This is a genomic window from Streptomyces achromogenes (assembly GCF_030816715.1).
Classification (GTDB): domain Bacteria; phylum Actinomycetota; class Actinomycetes; order Streptomycetales; family Streptomycetaceae; genus Streptomyces; species Streptomyces achromogenes_A.
The window spans coordinates 2,248,714-2,266,657 of record NZ_JAUSYH010000001.1; the positions used below are offsets into that span (position 1 = coordinate 2,248,714).

Annotated in this window: 15 protein-coding genes and 1 pseudogene; 6 read left to right on the top strand and 10 right to left on the bottom strand. The window is 73.0% G+C overall.

Translation table 11 applies throughout. The features are described 5' to 3' along the window. Positions 1–91: 91 nt before the first annotated feature. Positions 92–1,288, top strand: a complete 1,197-nt coding sequence (locus QF032_RS10190) for a TerD family protein (RefSeq protein WP_307055812.1) — start codon at positions 92–94, stop codon at positions 1,286–1,288. A 63-nt stretch (positions 1,289–1,351) separates the two neighbouring features. Here QF032_RS10190 and QF032_RS10195 read toward each other — a convergent pair whose 3' ends face one another. From QF032_RS10195 to QF032_RS10220, 6 genes and pseudogenes are all read right to left on the bottom strand, one after another. Then, on the bottom strand, positions 1,352–1,924 hold the full coding sequence (locus QF032_RS10195; RefSeq protein ID WP_307055814.1) for a TetR/AcrR family transcriptional regulator: 573 nt from the start codon (positions 1,922–1,924) through the stop codon (positions 1,352–1,354). 78 nt (positions 1,925–2,002) lie between these two features. Continuing rightward, complete coding sequence (locus tag QF032_RS10200; protein WP_307055816.1) at positions 2,003–3,019, bottom strand: 1-aminocyclopropane-1-carboxylate deaminase; 1,017 nt, start codon at positions 3,017–3,019, stop codon at positions 2,003–2,005. Positions 3,020–3,321: 302 nt separating this feature from the next. After that, positions 3,322–3,957: pseudogene (locus tag QF032_RS10205) on the bottom strand (GntR family transcriptional regulator); the annotation flags it as partial. A gap of 103 nt (positions 3,958–4,060) precedes the next feature. Continuing rightward, on the bottom strand, positions 4,061–5,644 hold the full coding sequence (locus tag QF032_RS10210; RefSeq protein WP_306953379.1) for a TROVE domain-containing protein: 1,584 nt from the start codon (positions 5,642–5,644) through the stop codon (positions 4,061–4,063). Positions 5,645–6,163: 519 nt separating this feature from the next. Continuing rightward, positions 6,164–7,639, bottom strand: a complete 1,476-nt coding sequence (locus QF032_RS10215) for an alkaline phosphatase PhoX (protein WP_307041726.1) — start codon at positions 7,637–7,639, stop codon at positions 6,164–6,166. 173 nt (positions 7,640–7,812) lie between these two features. Then, complete coding sequence (locus QF032_RS10220) at positions 7,813–9,240, bottom strand: hypothetical protein (RefSeq protein ID WP_307041728.1); 1,428 nt, start codon at positions 9,238–9,240, stop codon at positions 7,813–7,815. A gap of 292 nt (positions 9,241–9,532) precedes the next feature. Between QF032_RS10220 and QF032_RS10225 the strand changes: the two genes are divergently transcribed. After that, a complete protein-coding gene (locus QF032_RS10225) occupies positions 9,533–11,359 on the top strand; it encodes an endonuclease/exonuclease/phosphatase family protein (RefSeq protein ID WP_307041730.1) in 1,827 nt (608 codons plus the stop codon). A gap of 12 nt (positions 11,360–11,371) precedes the next feature. Here QF032_RS10225 and QF032_RS10230 read toward each other — a convergent pair whose 3' ends face one another. The 3 genes from QF032_RS10230 to QF032_RS10240 form a co-directional block, all read right to left on the bottom strand. Beyond that, complete coding sequence (locus QF032_RS10230; RefSeq protein ID WP_307055818.1) at positions 11,372–12,103, bottom strand: SRPBCC domain-containing protein; 732 nt, start codon at positions 12,101–12,103, stop codon at positions 11,372–11,374. A 16-nt stretch (positions 12,104–12,119) separates the two neighbouring features. Continuing rightward, a complete protein-coding gene (locus tag QF032_RS10235; protein WP_306953371.1) occupies positions 12,120–12,731 on the bottom strand; it encodes an ArsR/SmtB family transcription factor in 612 nt (203 codons plus the stop codon). Between the two features lie 320 nt (positions 12,732–13,051). Continuing rightward, on the bottom strand, positions 13,052–13,549 hold the full coding sequence (locus tag QF032_RS10240) for a circumsporozoite protein (protein WP_307055820.1): 498 nt from the start codon (positions 13,547–13,549) through the stop codon (positions 13,052–13,054). A gap of 231 nt (positions 13,550–13,780) precedes the next feature. Here QF032_RS10240 and dapA point away from each other — a divergent pair, with 231 nt between their 5' ends. The 3 genes from dapA to QF032_RS10255 all read left to right on the top strand — a co-directional run bounded on the left by dapA (position 13,781) and on the right by QF032_RS10255 (position 15,765). Next, the gene (dapA, locus tag QF032_RS10245) at positions 13,781–14,773 is read left to right on the top strand and encodes a 4-hydroxy-tetrahydrodipicolinate synthase (RefSeq protein ID WP_373430313.1); all 993 of its coding nucleotides are present in this window, start codon (positions 13,781–13,783) and stop codon (positions 14,771–14,773) included. Positions 14,774–14,918: 145 nt separating this feature from the next. After that, complete coding sequence (locus QF032_RS10250; protein WP_307041741.1) at positions 14,919–15,521, top strand: hypothetical protein; 603 nt, start codon at positions 14,919–14,921, stop codon at positions 15,519–15,521. Further along, positions 15,502–15,765, top strand: coding sequence for a hypothetical protein (locus QF032_RS10255; protein ID WP_307055823.1), 264 nt, complete (start codon positions 15,502–15,504; stop codon positions 15,763–15,765). The genes QF032_RS10250 and QF032_RS10255 overlap by 20 nt, the downstream gene beginning before the upstream one ends. 78 nt (positions 15,766–15,843) lie before the next feature. On the opposite strand, the gene dapD is transcribed toward QF032_RS10255, so the two are convergent. Next, positions 15,844–16,833 (bottom strand): 2,3,4,5-tetrahydropyridine-2,6-dicarboxylate N-succinyltransferase, encoded by a 990-nt coding sequence (gene dapD, locus QF032_RS10260; RefSeq protein ID WP_307041744.1) that lies wholly within the window; start codon positions 16,831–16,833, stop codon positions 15,844–15,846. A 198-nt stretch (positions 16,834–17,031) separates the two neighbouring features. Between dapD and QF032_RS10265 the strand changes: the two genes are divergently transcribed. Next, a complete protein-coding gene (locus QF032_RS10265) occupies positions 17,032–17,916 on the top strand; it encodes a winged helix-turn-helix transcriptional regulator (RefSeq protein WP_307041746.1) in 885 nt (294 codons plus the stop codon). The last annotated feature ends 28 nt before the right edge of the window (positions 17,917–17,944 follow it).

Consider the following 17,944-nt stretch of genomic DNA (forward strand, 5'->3'; position numbering starts at 1 on the left):
CGTTCCGGCGGCGTCGCGGGGCGCCCGCGGGAGGAGTGCTCAGGTAAGGGAACGGCAAAGTGGGCTCGGTCGTTCACCGGGTATGACAGCTATGACCCCCGGCTCGAACATCCCTCTCCCCACCGCGCGCGTGACGGTGGACGTCGCCGCCCCGGTGCGGCTCGACGTTTCGGGCCTGCTGCTCACCGCCGACGGCAAGGTGCGCTCCGACGACGACTTCATCTTCTACAACCAGCCCGCCGGCCCGGGGGTGACCTACCGCTCGGGCGGCGGCACGTCCCCCGACGCCATCGTGGTCGACACCGCCGCCGTCCCGCCGGGCATCGAGAAGATCGTGGTCACCGCGAGCCCGGACGCCGCGGGGCAGACGTTCCAGGGCATCGAACCGACCGCCACCATCCGCAGCGGGGACGACGGCGGTGTCCTGGCCACCTTCACTCCCCCGCGGCTCGGCACGGAGACGGCGCTGGTGGTCGTCGAGATCTACCTGCGCAACGGCGCCTGGAAGGCCCGCGCGGTCGGTCAGGGATACGCCGACGGCCTGGCCGGGATCGCGACCGACTTCGGCGTGACGGTGGAGGAACCGGCGGCCCCGGCAGCCGCGCAGGCGCCGCCGACGCCCGCCATGACGCCCGCCGCCCCCACAGCCCCCGCGGCTCCCGCCGCCCCGCCGATGCCCCAGGCCCCGCCCCCGCCCGCGCCCGGCACCGGGAAGATCAACCTGGACAAGGGGCGCGTCAGCCTCCAGAAGAACCAGACGGTGTCCCTCGTCAAGGGCGGCCGCCCGCTGCTCTCGCAGGTCAAGATGGGCCTCGGCTGGGAGCCCGCGTTCCGCGGCAAGGACATCGATTTGGACGCCTCGGTCATCGCCTACGGCCCGCAGCGCAACCACATCGACAGCTGCTACTTCGGCAAGCTCTCCATCGTCAACGGAGCGATCAAGCACTCCGGCGACAACCTCACCGGCGAGGGCGGCGGTGACGACGAGGTGATCGTCGTCGACCTCGGCCGGCTGCCCCAGGAGGTCAGCGGGCTGGTGTTCACGGTGAACTCGTTCTCCGGGCAGAAGTTCACCGAGGTCGCCAAGGCCTACTGCCGTCTGCTGGACGCCTCCAGCGGCGAGGAGCTCGTCCGCTTCGACCTCACCGGCGCCGAGGCACAGACCGGCGTGCTGATGGCCAAGCTGATCCGGCAGTACTCCGGCGAGTGGGAGATGACGGCGATCGGCACCTTCGTGAAGGCGCGGACCGTGCGCAACATGGTCAAGCCGGGCGCCGAGTCCCTCTGATCCGGGTTCGTCGAGCAGTCGTCCGGCGCGGGGCGCCCGCCACCACGGGGGCGCCCGCCGCCGTCACCGCGCGGACCGCAGCCCCTCCGTCAGCAGCGACACATACCGGCGGACGGCGCTCCCGTCACCGTTCGCCAGCTCCGACGCCGTGGCCACCCCGTGGGCGAGCCGCAGCACGTCGAGCGGGGCGACGTCCGCCCGCAGTGTCCCCTCCCGCTGGGCCGCCTCCACCAGCCGGGCCGCCGCCTCCTTCATGCCGGTGCCGCAGGCGGTGACCGCGACCGCGCCGCCGTCCGTCACGGCGGACCCCAGCAGCGACTTCATCCCGCGCACCTCGAGGGTCCCGACACACAGTTCGTTGAGCCACTCCACCAGCGCCTCGCCCGCCGGAAGCCGGGCGGCCAGCTCGTCCGCCCGGGCCGCGAGCGCCTCCATACGGTCGAGGTAGGCGGCCTCCAGCAGCGCCTGCCGGGTCGGGAAATGCCGGTACAGCGTGCCGGACCCGACGCCCGCCCGCCTGGCGATGTCGTCGAGGGAGGCGCCCTCACCATGCTCGGCGAAGGCTTCCGCCGCCACCTTCAGCAGGCGCTCGTAGTTGCGGCGGGCGTCCGCACGCATGGGCCTGACCTGCGGCATCCACATACTCCTCGCGCACCGGGGACTCCCTTCGCACCTTAACGGGCCGCGTCGGCGCGGGACACCGGCCGCGAGCGGTCAGAACAGGGCGCTGTAGGCGTTCAGCGCGGGCTGCCCGCCGAGGTGCGCGTACAGCACGGTCGCGTCGCGGCCGATCTCGCCGCGGGCCACCAGGTCGACGAGCGCGGCCATCGACTTCCCCTCGTAGACGGGGTCGGTGACCATGCCCTCGGTCCGGGCGGCGAGCCGCATCGCGGCCAGCGTCGTCTCGTCCGGGACGCCGTACACGCCGGCGTGGTAGCGCTCGTCGAGTTCGACGTCCTCGACGGTCAGCTCGCGCCGGACGCCGATCAGCCCGCCGGTGCGGTGTGCGATGCGGGCGATCTGCTCCCGGGTCCTGGCGGGCTCGGCCGACGCGTCGATCCCGAGGACGCGCCGGGGCCGGCCGCCCGCCTCCTCCAGCGCGGCGAACCCGGCGACCATGCCCGCCTGGGTGGACCCGGTCACCGAACACACGATCACGGTGTCGAAGAAGACGCCCAGCTCCCGTTCCTGCCCGGCGACCTCGTGAGCCCAGTTCGCGAAGCCCAGTCCGCCGAGCGGATGGTCCGAGGCGCCGGCCGGGACGGCGTACGGCTTGCCCCCCGACTCCTCGACCTCCCGGAGCGCCTGCTCCCAGCTCTCCTTGAAGCCGATCCCGAACCCGGCCCGCACCAGCCGGACGTCGGCGCCGGCGAGCCGGCTGATCAGGATGTTGCCGACCTTGTCGTACACCGGGTCCGGCCACTCGACCCAGCTCTCCTGCACCAGCACGCACTTCATCCCGGCCCGGGCGGCACAGGCCGCGACCTGGCGGGTGTGGTTGGACTGCACGCCGCCGATCGAGACCAGCGTGTCGCACCCCCGTGCGAGGGCGTCGGCGACCAGGTACTCCAGCTTGCGGGTCTTGTTGCCGCCGTACGCGATCCCGGAGTTGCAGTCCTCGCGCTTGGCCCACAGGGCGGCACCGCCGAGGTGCGCGGTGAGGCGTTCCATCGGGTGGACGGGCGAGGGGCCGAAGAGGAGGGGAAAACGCTCGTACGACGAGAGGGACACGGGGCCTCCGGGAGCAGGGGTTCGGTCGGCGCCATCGGTCGGTACCATCGGTCGGTGCCGTCGGGTCGGCGCGACCGATCGCGTGATCAGTCGGTGCGAACGGTCGGCGTGATCAGTCGGTGCGAACGGTCGGCGTGATCAGTCGGTGCGAACGGTCGGCGTGATCAGTCGCGTGATGAGTCGGCGCGGCCCGTCGCACGGCCGGTCGGCCACGTCGGTCGCCGCGATTCGCGTGGTCGGTCGGCGCCGTCCTCGTCGGTGTCGGCGTCGGTGTCGTCGCAGGGGTCGATTCCGGCGCCGCCCTCGGAGCCGGCGAGGTCCGCGAGGGTGCGCCAGATCTCCGCCGTGACCTCGACCGCCTTGTCCACGTCGCCGGCGGCGCACGCCTGGATCAGCCGCCCGTGCAGGCCGGCCGAGCGGCAGGTGCCGCCCTCGCCGAAGCGGCGTCGCTCCAGCCGCCGGATGAGGGGGGTGTAGCGGGCGACGGTGGCGGCGGCCGCATGGTTGCCGGCGGCGCGCACGAGGACGTCGTGCAGCTCGTCGTCGGCGCGCAGGGCCGCGTCCACGTCTGAGGCGCGAACGGCCGCGGCGAAGCGTTCGTTGGCGGCGCGCATCCCCTCGACGTCCGCCGCGAACAGCCGGGGCACCGCGATCCGGGTGACCAGCTCGTGCATGGCGCCCACCACGGCCGCCGCGTCCCGTACGTCGGAGGCGACGACGGGGGTGACCCGGGTGTAGCTCTGCGGCTTGCTCTCCAGCAGCCCCTCGTCGACCAGCCGCGCGAACGCCTCGCGCACCGGCGCCCGGGACAGTCCGAGCCGCTGCGCGAGGTCGGCGTCGCGCACCACCGCGCCGGGCGCGATGGCCCCGGCCACGATGGCGTCACGGATCGCCGTGTAGGCGCGGTCCCTGAGCAGAGTGCGTGGCACAGTGTCCATGAACTGAAATGTTAGATGTCAGTCTGTCGGGCGACAAGGGCCCGGGGGGAAAGACACGCGGCCCGCGCCTTCGGTGAAGGCGCGGGCCGCACGACCGCGGGACTCAGGCCGCCCACGGCCACTTCGTGTCGTCGGCGGCCTCCAGCAGGGGCACCATCCGGAAGGCCGCGTCCGACAGTCCGCCGAAGGTGTGCCGGTTCGCCGTGCCCGACGGGCCGTGGCCCGCCCGGTATCCGGCCAGGTTCCAGGTGTAGACCGGCACGTGCGCCGGAACCTGGTCGGTCGGGCCGCCGTGGCGGCTGAAGGCGTACTGCTCGTCGGTGACGAGCAGCACCCGGTCGTGCCCGCGGTAGTGCCGGCGCACGGCCTCGGTGGTGTCCGTACCCCCGAGGTCACCGAAGCGCTCCAGAATCTTCAACACAGACTCCCCCTTACGGAACGTGATCTCCTTGCTGGTGCTGCCGAACTCGACGAGGTCCGCGTCGGCCGCCCGCAGGGCGAGGGCCGTGCCGAAGACCGCCGCCGCGTCGGCCCGGTTGAGCTCCGAACGCTCCGACAGCCGCGAGTAGAACATCGAGCCCGAGCGGTCGACGAGCACCAGCGTGCGGCCGGGCAGCGCGGGCACGTTGGCCAGCGAGTGGCCGAGCGCCCGCTCCAGCGGGTACGCCCAGCGCAGCGACGGCGCGTGCTGGTACGCGGCGAGGTACCGGAACGGGAACTGCCGCGAACGCGCGACCTCCGCCGGGTCGCTGATCTTCGCCGCCACCTGGGCGGCGACCTCGTCACAGACTCCCGCCTCGTCGAAGTTGCGCAGGTTGCGGACCAGCGCCATGGCCCCCATGGACGGAATGACCGCCTCCCAGGCCGCCTTGTCCATCGGCCCCTGGAGCCAGCCCGCCAGCGCCTCCCACGTCATGCCCGCCTCAGCCAGACGCTGCGCGCCGCCCGCCCCCGTGACGACCTTGCGCCGCTTGGCGGGACGCAGTTCCATCAGGTCGCGGTGCGCCGCCAGGAGCGGCAGCGACCCCGGCACCACGGCCGTGTCCGGGTGGTGCCGGCGGTCGAGGGCGTACTGGAACAGGTCGCCCTGCCACGGCTTGGCCGGATCCGGCGCGGCGTGCACCAGGTTCAGGATGTCGCCGAAGCGGTAGCCCTTGGACGCGGTGTCGTACTTCAGCAGCGACTTGGCGTGGTAGAGCCGTCGTACGGCGTCGGCGACCCCGCGCTTGACGGGCTTGGGGATGTTCCGGCCGTACGTCGCCGTCCAGTACCCGAGCAGTTCGCCGGGTTCGTCCGGCCGCCGCAGGACGGAGTCCACGACCTGCCGGTTCGAGGGACCGCCGGTGGCGCCCGCCGCGAGCCGCGCGTGGACGTACTCGGCGGCGCCGACGATGGCGGCGGTGCGGAGGTTGCCCTCGCCGCGCAGCCAGCCGAGCAGGCCGGCCGTCCAGTCCGGGTCGCTGACGGCGAGCTCGCGCACCAGCTTCGCGAAGCGGTCGTCGCGGGCCGCGCCGTCCTCGTAGAAGGTCTGCTGGGAGACGAAGTTGGCCAGCGCCAGCAGGAAGAGCTCGGAGCGGGCGTCCCGCTCGTGGCCGCGGCCGCCCTGGTGGGTGCGCAGCACCCGGCCCGTGGTGGTCACGGGCGAGGTGGGCTGCGCCTTACGGGCACGGACATTGAAACGCGCCATGGTGAATTCCCCCGAATTCGATATTCATCGCGTCCGCCGGTCGGCGGCTCGCTTTTCGGGGAGCGCGCAGCAAAGGGAAGGTGCCCGAGTTCAGGGGTCGGCGACGGACTTAGCCAGATGCTCTACCGACTGAGCTACACCGACCCGAAGTCGGTGACGGGACTCGAACCCGCGACCGTCCGATCCAATGAAGTAACCGTTGCCTGCGCACCGGGCACCCACCTCATGCTGCGCCTCCCGAGATCAGTTCGACGGCGGCATCGGTTTCTGTTGGAGAGAAGTAGCCGCAGCCCGCGCACCGGGAGGTGCTGTGAAGTTGTGGTGTCCAGAGATCGAGGCCGGCGGAACCGACAAGGTGCTCTGCCCCTGAGCTACACCGGCGTGTGGTGCCGGCGGCGGGATTCGAACCCGCGGCCTCCCCATTAAGAGTGGAAGTAGGTCCTGCCTTCGCACCTGGACGTGCATCACTTTAGGAGGACGGCCGCGGATCGGGCGAGCGAATTAAATGCCGTTCGTCGTTTACCGCTTGTGGCGCTTCCACGGTCCGGTGATCGCCAGCATGATGCCCGGCGTCTGGATGTTGGCGTAGAGGGTGTGGCCGTCGGGCGAGAAGGTGACCCCGGTGAACTCGCTGTACTCCGGCTCGTCCTCGGTGCCGATGTTCAGTTCGTTGCGGGCGATGGGGTAGGTGCGGCCGCTGTCGGTGGCCCCGAAGAGGTGCTGGACGCCCTCGCCGTCCTCGGCGATGACGAGGCCGCCGTAGGGGGAGACGGTGATGTTGTCGGGGCCGTCGAAGGCGCCGTCGACGGACGGGTCGGGGTTCACCCCGAGCAGCACCTTCAGGGTCAGCGTGCGGCGCTTGGGGTCGTAGAACCACACGGCGCCGTCGTGCTGCACGGGGCTCTCGTCACGGGCGTAGGAGGAGACGATGTACGTGCCGCCGTCGGCCCACCACATGCCCTCGAGCTTGCGGGCGCGGGTGACCTGGCCCGCGCTGAACTGCTTGCGGACAGGCACCGTGCGGGCGTCGCGGTCGGGGACGTCGACCCAGTCGACGCCGTACACCGTGCCGGTCTTGGTGGCGCGGGAGAGGTCGTCGACGAACTTCCCGTTCGCGTCGAAGCACTTGAAGGCCTGCAGGACGCCCGCGTCGTCGGCGAGGGTGCGCAGCCTGCCGCGGCCGTGGTGGAAGCCGGCCGGCGGGGTCCAGCGGAAGAGCAGGCCGTTGGGTCCGGAGGCGTCCTCGGTGAGGTAGGCGTGGCCGCGCCGGGGGTCGATGACGACGGCCTCGTGGGCGTAGCGGCCGAACGCCTTGACCGGCTTGGGAGCGCGGTTGGCGCGGCGGTCGGCGGGGTCGACCTCGAAGATGTAGCCGTGGTCCTTGGTCATGCCGTTCTGGCCGGCCTTGTCCTCGGTCTCCTCACCGGTGAGCCAGGTGCCCCAGGGGGTGGTGCCGCCCGCGCAGTTGGTGGAGGTGCCGGCGATGCCGACCCACTCGGCGACGTGCCCGCCGGGGCGCACCTCGACGACCGTGCAGCCGCCCGAGGCCGCCGGGTCGTAGACCAGGCCCTCGGTCAGCGGCACCGGGTACTGCCAGCCGGAGCGCGGCCCCTTCAGCTCGTGGTTGTTGACGAGCAGGGTCGCGCCGCGCGGGCCGCAGAAGGCGGCGGTGCCGTCGTGGTTGGACGGGGTGATCTCGCCGGACTCCAGCTTCGTCCTGCCGCTGTACGTGATGACGCGGTACTTGAAGCCTGCGGGCAGCGCGAGGAGGCCGTCGGGGTCGGGGATCAGCGGTCCGTAGCCGACCCCGTGGTGCGCGCCGGCCGCCGGCCCCCGCGCCGCGTCCTCGGCGTGGTCGGCGTTCGCGGTGTGGTCGGCGTCCGTGGCGGCGAGGGCGTTCGGCGCGCTGGCGAGGGCGCCTACGCTGCCCGCCAGCGCGACTCCCGCGCCGGTGAGGGCGGACTGCCTGGCGAAGTCCCTGCGGGTGAGCGACATGGTGTGTCTCCTGAGACGGTGATGTGCCGGGGAGGGTGGTGGACCTCGGTTCGGCGTCACCGTCCCGTCCATGCCTGAACGGGAGTTGAACGCGGGGCGGCCTCGGGGGACCTGCTTTCATGAATCCGTACGCATCAGGCCACGGAAGCTCAAAGAGGTCCCCCCGCGAGCGGTCAGCCGCCCTGCTGGGAGCGCGCCTTGAAGGCGGCCTTGCGGGCTGCCTTCGCGATGCGCTTGTCGGGGTGCAGGCGTCCCATCGCCTCGAGGACGTCGGGGGTGGCCGGGTGGTCGACGCGCCAGGCGGCCGCGAAGAACCCGCTGTGCTGCTGCGCCAGTCCCTCGACGAGGGCCTGCAGTTCCTCGGAGTTGCCCTCGGCGGCGAGCTGTGCGGCCAGGGTGTCGACGGTGAGCCAGAAGACCAGGTCCTCGGAGGGTGCGGGCACGTCCGTCGCGCCGAGCTCGCTGAGCCAGACGCGGGCCAGGCCGCCGAGTTCGGCGTCGTCGAGGACCTCGCGGACGGCGGGCTCGGCCTGGCCGCCGAGCAGGGAGAGGGCCTGCTGGCAGCGCAGCCGGCGCAGCGGGGCGCCGGGGTCGGAGCCGCGGGCGGCGGCCAGCAACTCCCGTGCGGCGGCGAGCGGTTCGCGGCGGGCCAGCCAGTGCTCGGTCTCGGCGAGGGCGGCGCGCGAGCCGTAACCGGCGCTGCCGTCGAGGAGGGCGTCGGCGCCCTTGTCGGCGAGGTCGCCGACGGCCGGGGCGTCGAAGCCGGCCTCCAGCAGCCGGGCCCGCATGCCGTAGAGGCCGAGCGGGGTGAGGCGGACCATGCCGTAGCGGGTGACGTCGGTCTCGTCGACCGGGGCGGCGGGCTCCTCGTCGGGGTCCGCCATCAAGGCCTCGTCGACGGGCCGGTAGGCGACGAGGCCGATGGGCTCCAGCAGCCGGAACTGGTCGTCGAGCCGCATCATCGCGTCGGAGACCTGCTCCAGGACGTCGTTGGTGGGCTCGTCCATGTCTCCGGGCACGAGCATGGAGGCGGCGAGCGCGGGGAGCGGGACGGGGCCGTCGCCGGGGCCGTCCTCGCTGGCGGTGAGGAGGTAGAGGTTGCCGAGCACGCCGTCGAGGAACTCGGCCTCGGCCTCGGGGTTCCAGTCGAGCCGGGAGAAGTCGACCTCGCCGCCCTCGTCCATCGCGTCCATCAGCTCGTCCAGGTCGGGGACGGCCGCGTCGGCGAGCACGGTCTCGAGGGCGGCGAGCCAGACGGCGAGGACGTCGTGCGGGGAGCCGGCGGTGAGCAGGGCCAGTTCCTCGCCTGCCGCGACGGTGCCGGCCTCCTCGTCGACGATCTCCACGAGGCCGGCGTCCACGGCGACCCGCCAGGCCTCGCTCGCGTAGGCGGCGGCGTCCTCCCCGGTCAGGCCCAGGGACTCGGCGGCGGACGCCAGTTGCTCCTCGACGAGCCCGCCGCCGGCGTCGACCCGGGTGTCGGGCCCGGCCCAGCGGGCGAGCAGAACGGCCCGGGAGAGCAACGGCGTGGACAGCGCGTCGCGCGCCAGCTCCGCTTCGGGGTGCAGGCGCACCGGCGGCAGGGGGGAGCTGTCTGACATCGGCTGGTTCTCCTAGGCGCTTCGTGCCACCGGCCCGCTGTGGGCACGGGGCCACTCAGCCTAGACGGATATGGACGCATGCCGCCCGGTTCATCTCCCGGTCAGGTGCCGTACATGGCCGAAACCTTGACAAGTGGCCTGAGCAGGCAGGAGATTGACGCGCGTAGAAATCGAATGGACATCTGTTCACTGTATTTTCTACGCGCGTCGCGGACCGCCCCACCGGTCGCGGCCCCAGCGTCCCTGCTCCACCCTCGTCCCGGCGCTCACGTACGTCCCCGGAGGGATTCCGTTGCCGAGCAAGAAGTCCGCGCGTCTCGCCGCGCTCACCGTCGCCGCAGTATGTTCCGCGGCCTCCACCGTCGCCCTGTCCGCACCCGCGCACGCGGAGACGGTGGCCATTCACGACATCCAGGGCACCACCCGGATATCGCCGTACGCCGGCAAGGCGGTCACGGGTGTGGCCGGAATCGTCACCGGCGTGCGCCCCTACGGTTCGTCCAAGGGGTTCTGGATCCAGGATCCGAACCCGGACGCCGACCCGGCCACCAGTGAGGGCGTCTTCGTCTTCACCAGCTCCGCCCCCAAGGTCGCCGTCGGCGACTCCGTCACGGTCACCGGCACGGTGTCGGAGTTCGTGCCCGGCGGCACGTCCACCGGCAACCAGTCGATCACGGAGATCACCAAGCCGACGGTCACGGTCGTCTCCGGCGGCAACGCGGTCCCGGCGGCGACCGTCGTGAACGCGCGGTCGGTCCCGGCCGCCTACACCCCCGCCGGCGACGCCGCGGCGGCGAACTCGGTCAACGGCCTGACGCTGCGGCCCGGCACGTACGCCCTGGACTACTACGAGTCCCTCGAGGGCATGAACGTCCAGGTCGCCGACGCCCGCGTGGTCACCGCCACCGACCCGTACACCGAGCTGTGGGTCACGGTGAAACCGCGGGAGAACACCAGCCGCCGAGGCGGCACGCTGTACGGCTCCTACACCTCGCAGAACACCGGCCGGCTGCAGATCCAGTCGCTCGGCGCGACGGCCGACTTCCCCGTCGCGAACGTCGGCGACACCCTCACCGGCGTCACCGCGGGCCCGCTGGACTACAACCAGTTCGGCGGCTACACGCTCGTCGCGAACCAGCTCGGCGCGCTCAAGAGCGGCGGCCTGCAGCGGGAGACGACGCAGAAGCAGAAGAAGAACGAGCTGGCGGTCGCGACGTACAACGTCGAGAACCTCGACCCGTCGGACGCCACGTTCGAGGAGCACGCCGCCGCGATCGTGAACAACCTGAAGTCGCCCGACATCGTGTCCCTGGAGGAGATCCAGGACGACAACGGCGCGACCAACGACGGCACGGTCGCCGCCGACGTCACGGTCGGCAAGCTGATCGACGCGATCGTGGCCGCCGGCGGCCCGAAGTACGACTGGCGCTCGATCGACCCCGTGAACAACGCGGACGGCGGCGAGCCGGGCGGCAACATCCGCCAGGTGTTCCTGTTCAACCCGCAGCGGGTGTCCTTCACCGACCGCGCGGGCGGCGACGCCACCACGGCCGTCGCCGTCTCCAAGGTGCGCGGCAAGGCGCAGCTCAGCGCCTCCCCCGGCCGGATCGCGCCCGCCGACGCGGCCTGGGCGAACAGCCGCAAGCCGCTGGCCGGCGAGTTCGTCTTCCGCGGCCGTACGGTCTTCGTGATCGCCAACCACTTCAACTCCAAGGGCGGCGACCAGGGGCTGACCTCGCAGTACCAGCCGGTGGCACGCAGCTCGGAGGTCCAGCGCCACCAGCAGGCGACGCTGGTCAACGCGTTCGTCAAGGACATCCTCGACGTACAGAAGAACGCGGACGTCGTCGCGCTCGGCGACATCAACGACTTCGAGTTCTCCGGCACGGCGCAGATCCTCGAGAGCGACGGCGCGCTGTGGTCGGCGATCAAGTCGCTGCCCCGCAGCGAGCGCTACAGCTACGACTACCAGGGCAACCAGCAGGTCCTGGACCAGATCCTGGTGAGCCCGTCGATCCGGCGCGGCTGCGGCTTCGCGTACGACAGCGTGCACATCAACTCGGAGTTCCACGACCAGATCAGCGACCACGACCCGCAGGTGCTGCGCTTCGAGCCGTGACCGACGGCGCGGTCAGGGCCGGCTGAACACGCCGTTCAGCCAGCCCTGCCACGCCTTCCCGGTCGCCTCGGCGTCGGCGTCCGGCGCGAAGTCGTGGACGCTGACGCCGACCGGGGCGCCCCAGCGGCCGCGGCCGAAGACACGGATGAGGGCGGTGCCGGTGCGCAGTCCGAGGAAGTACGGGTTGCGGTAGTCCAGCACGGCGTCGAACTCCTGCGGCCCGCGCACGGTCACCCGGGCGCCCCGGTCGTCGTCCGCCGAGAGGCCGAGCGCCGCGCCGACGGCGGCGAGCGCCTCGGACGTGGCCGACGCCTCGGGGCCCTCGGCCGAGGCGAAGGTCACCGGCCGGGGCGCGAAGTGCGTGAGGTACTCGCGCAGGGTGTGCAGATAGAAGTCGGTGTGCTTGGCCGCGCCGTCGTACTGGTTGTCCCAGTCGTCCGTGAAGATGCCGCTGTGCACATAGCGCACCCAGGCCCGCCGTCCGCCGTCGCGCGCCTCGATGACGTGCTCGAGCTGGTTCGCGCTCTGGGCGCCGAAACCGACGTTCTCGCTGCGGACGGTGAGGTGGTGCGGCGGGTCCCAGGCGGTGACGGTCGAACCGAAGGCGGCGGCGCCGCCCACCCGCGGCTCGGGCGGGTCCATCGGCCACAGATAGGCGCCGGTGCCGTGGGTGACCGCCTCCCACACCTGCTCCGGGGTGGCGTCGACCTCGAACTCGCTGACGATCTCGAATTCCTTGGACATGGTGAGCTCCTGCTGCCTATCGGTCCAGTTCGGGGGTCTGCTGCTGGTCCTTGACCGTCGGATGCACGGCGACGACGATCCGGTGATCGCGGCCGCCCTCCGCGTCAGGGGCGTCGTACTTGCGGATCAAGGCGCCGACGCCGGCCGTCAACTCCTGGATGAACGCGGCCCGTTCCGCCGCCGAGGCGAAGCGCACCTCGCCGTCCAGGGCGAAGGTCGCCAGCCGCCGGCGGGCCTTGGCGGCCCCGGTGATCAGCGAACCGACGTCCCTGACCAGCCGGGCGCCGAGGGCGAGCATCCACCGGGCGGAGAGCTGGTCGCGGAAGCGGTCCGGGTCGGGCTGCACCTGGGCGAGGGCGAGCGGCGAGATCACGTACGACGCCGCGGTCGCCCGCATCAGCCGCTCGGTGACGTTGCCCTTGCGTCGCTCGCCGGCCAACTCGACCAGGCCGTGCCGCTCCAGCGACTTCAGGTGGTAGTTCACCTTCTGCCGCGGCAGCCCGACCTTCCCGGCCAGCATCGCGGCCGACGCGGGTCCGGCGGCCAGCTCGGCGAGCAGTCGGGCCCGTATGGGGTCCAGGGAGGCGGCTGCGGCCTCGGGGTCCTCGATCACGGTGACGTCCAGCATGCGTCCACCGTCTCACCGAAAACTTTTTTTGTCCAGGAGGTTCGAGTTTTCGGTTGGAGGGCGGGCGTGGGCCGACCGCGGGACGGGCGGGCGGGGGCGGCGGCGGGCACGACCGAGGCCCGGCACCCCGGCGGTTCGGGGTGCCGGGCCTCGGCCACCCGGCGGCAGGAAGGGCAGCGGGAGACGGGCAGCAGGCGGCGGGCGGGGGCACGCGGGGGCGACGGGAGACGGGCAGCAGGCGGCAGGCGGCAGGCAGCGGGCAGCGGGCAGCGGGCAGCGGGCAGCGGGCAGCGGGCAGCCGATCGAACTCGGCAGGCCGGTCACCGCCTCACCCGGCTCCTCCCGATCGCCCCGGCCGCCACCAGTGTCACGGCCGCCGCACCCGCGAGCACCGCCGGTCGCGGACGCCGCAGCGCGAACGGGAGGTCGGCGTGCGCGGCGCGCAGGGGGTGCGCGGCGCGTGTGATGTGCGCGGTGCGCGCCGTGCGCCGCAAGGTCGGGTGCGTCGTGCGTGCAGCGTGCACCGCCCGGCGTGACGGCATCTGCGCGACGGCCGCCAGGGCGCTTGCGCGGCTCGCACGCCCGTCCCCCGCACGGCCGGGACGGCCCGCCCGGTCCCGCAGGTGCCGCCTGGCCTGGGACGCCGTGCTGCGCAGCTGCACGCTCACCGCGCCGGCTCGGTCCAGGAGGTCGGCGGCGCGGGCGCCGGCGCGGCCGCGCACATCGGCCCTGGTCATCAACTCCCCTGCCGCAGAGCCCAGTTGCCGCCCGGCTCGCTCGATCTGCCGACGCAGGCCCGCAGCCGTACTGTCCGTCATCGACGCACCCCTCTCCTGTATCTCGGCGAGTTCGGCCCCGATACCACCTGGAGAGGCGCCCCGGGGCGGGCGGCGCGCCGGGTCGGGGCACTCCGCCTCCTGTGAATTCCGATACCTCCGGGTACCCCGGCCGCCCCCAGCCATCCCCACGCCCACGACGACCCTCGACGCGGCTCCCCAGCCCCACTCCACCACGTAGCATTGCTTACACATATCTCACAGAAGAATTAAGTGGAGCTTCACGATCTCCGGGCCGAGACTACGCGTATGACGAAGCCCGCCACGCCCCCGGCTCCCGCCCCCGCCCACGCCCCCGCCGACTCCACCCACCCCACCGCCCCCGCCACCCCCGCCTTCGGACGCGCGCTCTGCGCGATGATCACCCCGTTCAGCGGCTCCGGCGGGCTCGACCTCGACGGTGCGCAGCGGCTGGCGGACCGCCTGGTGTCCGCGGGCTGCGACGGGCTGGTGCTCTCCGGCACCACGGGCGAGTCGCCGACCACCTCGGACACCGAGAAGGCGGAGCTGGTGCGGGCGGTGCGGGACGCGGTGGGCGCGCGGGCGACGATCGTGGCGGGAGTGGGCACCTTCGACACCCGGCACACCGTGGAGCTCGCCTCGGACGCCGAGAAGGCGGGCGCGGACGGCGTGCTGGTGGTCAGCCCGTACTACAGCCTGCCGCCGCAGGACGCCCTCGAGGCGCACTTCCGGGAGGTCGCGGACGCCTGCGCTCTGCCCGTGATGCTGTACGACATCCCCGGCCGTACCGGCGTCCGGATCGAGCCGGACACGCTGATCCGGCTCGCCGAGCACCCGAGGATCGTCGCGGTCAAGGACTGCTCCGCCGACTTCCTGGGCGCGCAGAAGGTGCTCGCCCGCACCGCGTTGGCGTACTACGCGGGCTGCGACGAACACAACCTCGCCCTTTACGCGGTCGGCGCGGCCGGATACGTCAGCACGGTCGCGAACGCGGTCCCGGAGCACATGCGCGCCGTCCTGGACGCGTTCGACGCGGGCGACACCGCCGAAGCCGCCCGGCTCCAGCGGCGGACCGCGGAACTGGTGGAGTCGATGATGGCGTCGGGTCTGCCGGGAGCCGTCACCGCCAAGGCGCTGCTCGGCGATCTGGGACTGCCGGCCGGTCCGGTCCGTCCACCGCTGCGGCCCGCCGGCCGCGACACGGTCGCCGGGCTGCGCGCCGCCCACGACCGGCTGACAGCCTGACCGCGCCCGCCTCCACGGAGGGCTCCCGGCGGACCCGGCCGAGGCTCCACACCCGCCCGCCTCCCCGCCTTGCGATGCGCCTGCGGCCTCACGGAAGCCCGGAATTCCCCGGCGGGCGCGCGGCCGTGTTGCGTACGGTGGCCTCATGAGCCGGCCGCTGCTCTACCTCGACGTCGACGGTCCACTCAATCCGTATGCCGCCAAGCCGTCGAAGCGACCTGCCGGCTATACGACGATCAGGGCGTCCGTGGGCCGGCCGCGCCCCCTGCGGGTGTGGCTGCACCCGGAGCACGGCGCCGCTCTCCTGCGTCTTCCCTACGAGCTGTGCTGGGCCACGACCTGGATGGCCGAGGCCAACCGCTGGATCGCCCCCGTCATCGGCCTGCCCGAGCTGCCGTACGTCGACTTCGGCGCGGTGCTGTTCGCCCACCGGACCGACGGCGTCCACTGGAAGACGGAGACGATCGTCGCGCACGCCGCAGGCCGCCCGTTCGCCTGGGTCGACGACGAGCAGTCGCCCGCCGACTCGACGTACGTCACCGCCCACCACCCGGGACCGGCCCTGCTCCACCATGTGAACCCGCGCGTGGGTCTGCGGGACGAGGACTTCACGGCGCTGGCCGCGTTCGCCGCCGGCCTGCCGGCCGGAGGCGGCCCTGTGCCCCGGCGGCCGGCGCCGGGGCCGTCGTCGGCGCCGTCCGACAGCGGCCGAGGAGAGGAAGGACGTCATGTCCCAGGAGGAACGTGACGCCAGGCTGGGCCTCACGGGTCTGACCGGCGCGGAGCGCGAGGCCCGGATACGCCTGCTGACGGAGCAGCTGCAGCGGGAGGCCGCCGCCGCGAGGGCGGCACTGCGGGCACAGCGGGCGCGGCGGGCCTCCGCGCGCGCGGCCGCCGATACGCCCGCCCCGGCGCAGGCCGGGGCGGCCGGAACCGACGGCGCCACGAACGCGCCCACGGACACGTGTGCCACGACCCGTCAGGACGAATGAGCCGACGACGCCCACGTCCCAGGCGTCACCGCGCACGCACCGTCGTGGCGGGGCGGCCGCGGGCCGCGACCGCGGTGATCAGTTGTGGCTGTGGAGGATCTCGTTCAGGCCGCCCCAGACCGCGTTGTTCGGGCGGGCCTCGACCGCGCCGGTGACCGAGTTGCGGCGGAACAGGATGTTCGAGGCGCCGGAGAGCTCGCGGGCCTTGACGATCTGGCCGTCGGGCATGGTGACGCGGGTGCCCGCGGTGACGTACAGGCCGGCCTCGACGACGCACTCGTCGCCGAGGGCGATGCCGACGCCCGCCTCGGCGCCGATGAGGCAGCGCTCGCCGATGGAGATGATCACGTTGCCGCCGCCGGACAGCGTGCCCATGGTGGAGGCGCCGCCGCCGATGTCGGAGCCGTCGCCGACGATGACGCCCGCGGAGATGCGGCCCTCGACCATCGAGGTGCCGAGGGTTCCGGCGTTGAAGTTGACGAAGCCCTCGTGCATGACCGTCGTGCCCTCGGCGAGGTGCGCGCCGAGGCGGACCCGGTCGGCGTCGGCGATGCGGACGCCCTTCGGGGCGACGTAGTCCGTCATGCGCGGGAACTTGTCGATGGACGTGACCTGGAGGTGCAGGCCCTCGGCGCGGGCGTTCAGGCGGACCTTCTCGACGTCGTCGACGGCGACCGGGCCGAGCGAGGTCCAGGCGACGTTGGCGAGGTGGCCGAACATGCCGTCCAGGCTCTGCCCGTGCGGCTTCACCAGCCGGTGGGAGAGCAGGTGCAGACGCAGGTAGACGTCGTGCGCGTCGAGCGGCTTGTCGTCGAGGGAGGCGATGACCGTGCGGACCGCGACCACCTCGACGCCCCGGCGGGCGTCCGGGCCGATCGCCTTCGCCGCGGCCTCGCCGAGGAGCTCCACGGCCTGGTCGGCGGAGAGCCGCTCGGTGCCGGACGGGCCGGGCCCGGCGACGAGCGCCGGCGCGGGGAACCAGGTGTCGAGAACAGTGCCGTCGGCGGCGATCGTGGCAAGGCCGGTGGCCGCGGCGCCGGTGGTGCGAGGAGCAGTGGTGTCGGTCATGTGGGCAACCTAACCGGCGGGGGGCCGCGGAGGCCAACCCGCACAGCGGTGTCTCAGGAGACGGGCCGCGGAACCCCGCCCGCCTGCTGAGTTCCCCGTGGGAACCAACTGTGTCAGCATGGCGCTCCGGCCTCCGCGCGAGGCCGGGAGCAGCCGCGGGAGGCCGGTGCCGGCCGGGAGAGGGAGGGCAGGACACACATGGCGCGCAGGACGAGTCTGGAGGACTCCGGCTGCGCCATCGCGCAGTCCCTGGACGTCGTCGGGGACTGGTGGACCCTGCTGATCGTCCGGGACACCGCGCGCGGTGTGCACCGGTTCGACGAGCTCCAGCGCGAACTCGGCCTGTCCCGCAAGGTGTTGACGGAGCGGCTGCGACTGCTGGTCGAGGCGGACGTGCTCACCCGGGTGCCGTACCAGGAGCGCCCGCCGCGGTACGAGTACCGACTCACCCCGCGCGGCCGGGCCCTGCTGCCGGTCCTGGTCGCCCTCCAGGACTGGGGCGACACCTGGATCCTCGGCGACGGCAGTGCCACGGCCACGGCCGAGGAGGCGTCCGCCGAGGCACGGCGTGTGCACGCCCTCGTGGGCGCCCGGCTTCCCGCGCTCCGGCTGGTCGACGACCGGGGGACCCCGCGCGATCCCGTGTCCGACGACGCCTCCTGCACCGTTCTGTACTGCTTTCCCGGCGCCTACGCCCGCGCGGACGGTTATCCGCCGGGCTGGACCGACATCCCGGGCACGTCGGGCTGCACCCTGGAGTCGTCCACGTTCCGCGACCGTCTGGCCGGGTTCCGCGCGGCGGGCGCCGCGGTGCACGGGGTCTCCACCCAACGTCCGGACGAGCAGCGGGCGTTCGCCGAGAAGGAGCGGCTCGGCTTCCCGCTCCTCTCGGACGCGGACCTGACGCTGATCAGCGCCCTGCGCCTGCCGACGTTCCGGGCCGCCGGGACGAGCCGGCTGAAGCGGCTGACGCTGATCGTCGACCGGGAACGCGTCGTGCGCCATGTGCAGTACCCGGTCACGGACATCGCGGGCAGCGTGACGGCGGCCCTGGACGCCGCGCGCGACCTCGGCGCCCGCTGACGACGCGCCGGGCGCACCGCCCCGCCGG

Excerpts from the sequence above, each read along its gene's own strand:
- QF032_RS10215 (WP_307041726.1), bottom strand. The coding sequence starts at position 7,639 with ATGTCGCTCACCCGCAGGGACTTCGCCAGGCAGTCCGCCCTCACCGGC.
- QF032_RS10195 (WP_307055814.1), bottom strand. The coding sequence starts at position 1,924 with ATGCCGCAGGTCAGGCCCATGCGTGCGGACGCCCGCCGCAACTACGAG.
- QF032_RS10220 (WP_307041728.1), bottom strand. The coding sequence starts at position 9,240 with ATGTCAGACAGCTCCCCCCTGCCGCCGGTGCGCCTGCACCCCGAAGCG.
- QF032_RS10210 (WP_306953379.1), bottom strand. The coding sequence starts at position 5,644 with ATGGCGCGTTTCAATGTCCGTGCCCGTAAGGCGCAGCCCACCTCGCCC.
- QF032_RS10235 (WP_306953371.1), bottom strand. The coding sequence starts at position 12,731 with ATGCTGGACGTCACCGTGATCGAGGACCCCGAGGCCGCAGCCGCCTCC.
- dapD (WP_307041744.1), bottom strand. The coding sequence starts at position 16,833 with ATGACCGACACCACTGCTCCTCGCACCACCGGCGCCGCGGCCACCGGC.
- QF032_RS10255 (WP_307055823.1), top strand. The coding sequence starts at position 15,502 with ATGTCCCAGGAGGAACGTGACGCCAGGCTGGGCCTCACGGGTCTGACC.
- QF032_RS10250 (WP_307041741.1), top strand. The coding sequence starts at position 14,919 with ATGAGCCGGCCGCTGCTCTACCTCGACGTCGACGGTCCACTCAATCCG.
- QF032_RS10230 (WP_307055818.1), bottom strand. The coding sequence starts at position 12,103 with ATGTCCAAGGAATTCGAGATCGTCAGCGAGTTCGAGGTCGACGCCACC.
- QF032_RS10265 (WP_307041746.1), top strand. The coding sequence starts at position 17,032 with ATGGCGCGCAGGACGAGTCTGGAGGACTCCGGCTGCGCCATCGCGCAG.
- QF032_RS10190 (WP_307055812.1), top strand. The coding sequence starts at position 92 with ATGACCCCCGGCTCGAACATCCCTCTCCCCACCGCGCGCGTGACGGTG.
- QF032_RS10240 (WP_307055820.1), bottom strand. The coding sequence starts at position 13,549 with ATGACGGACAGTACGGCTGCGGGCCTGCGTCGGCAGATCGAGCGAGCC.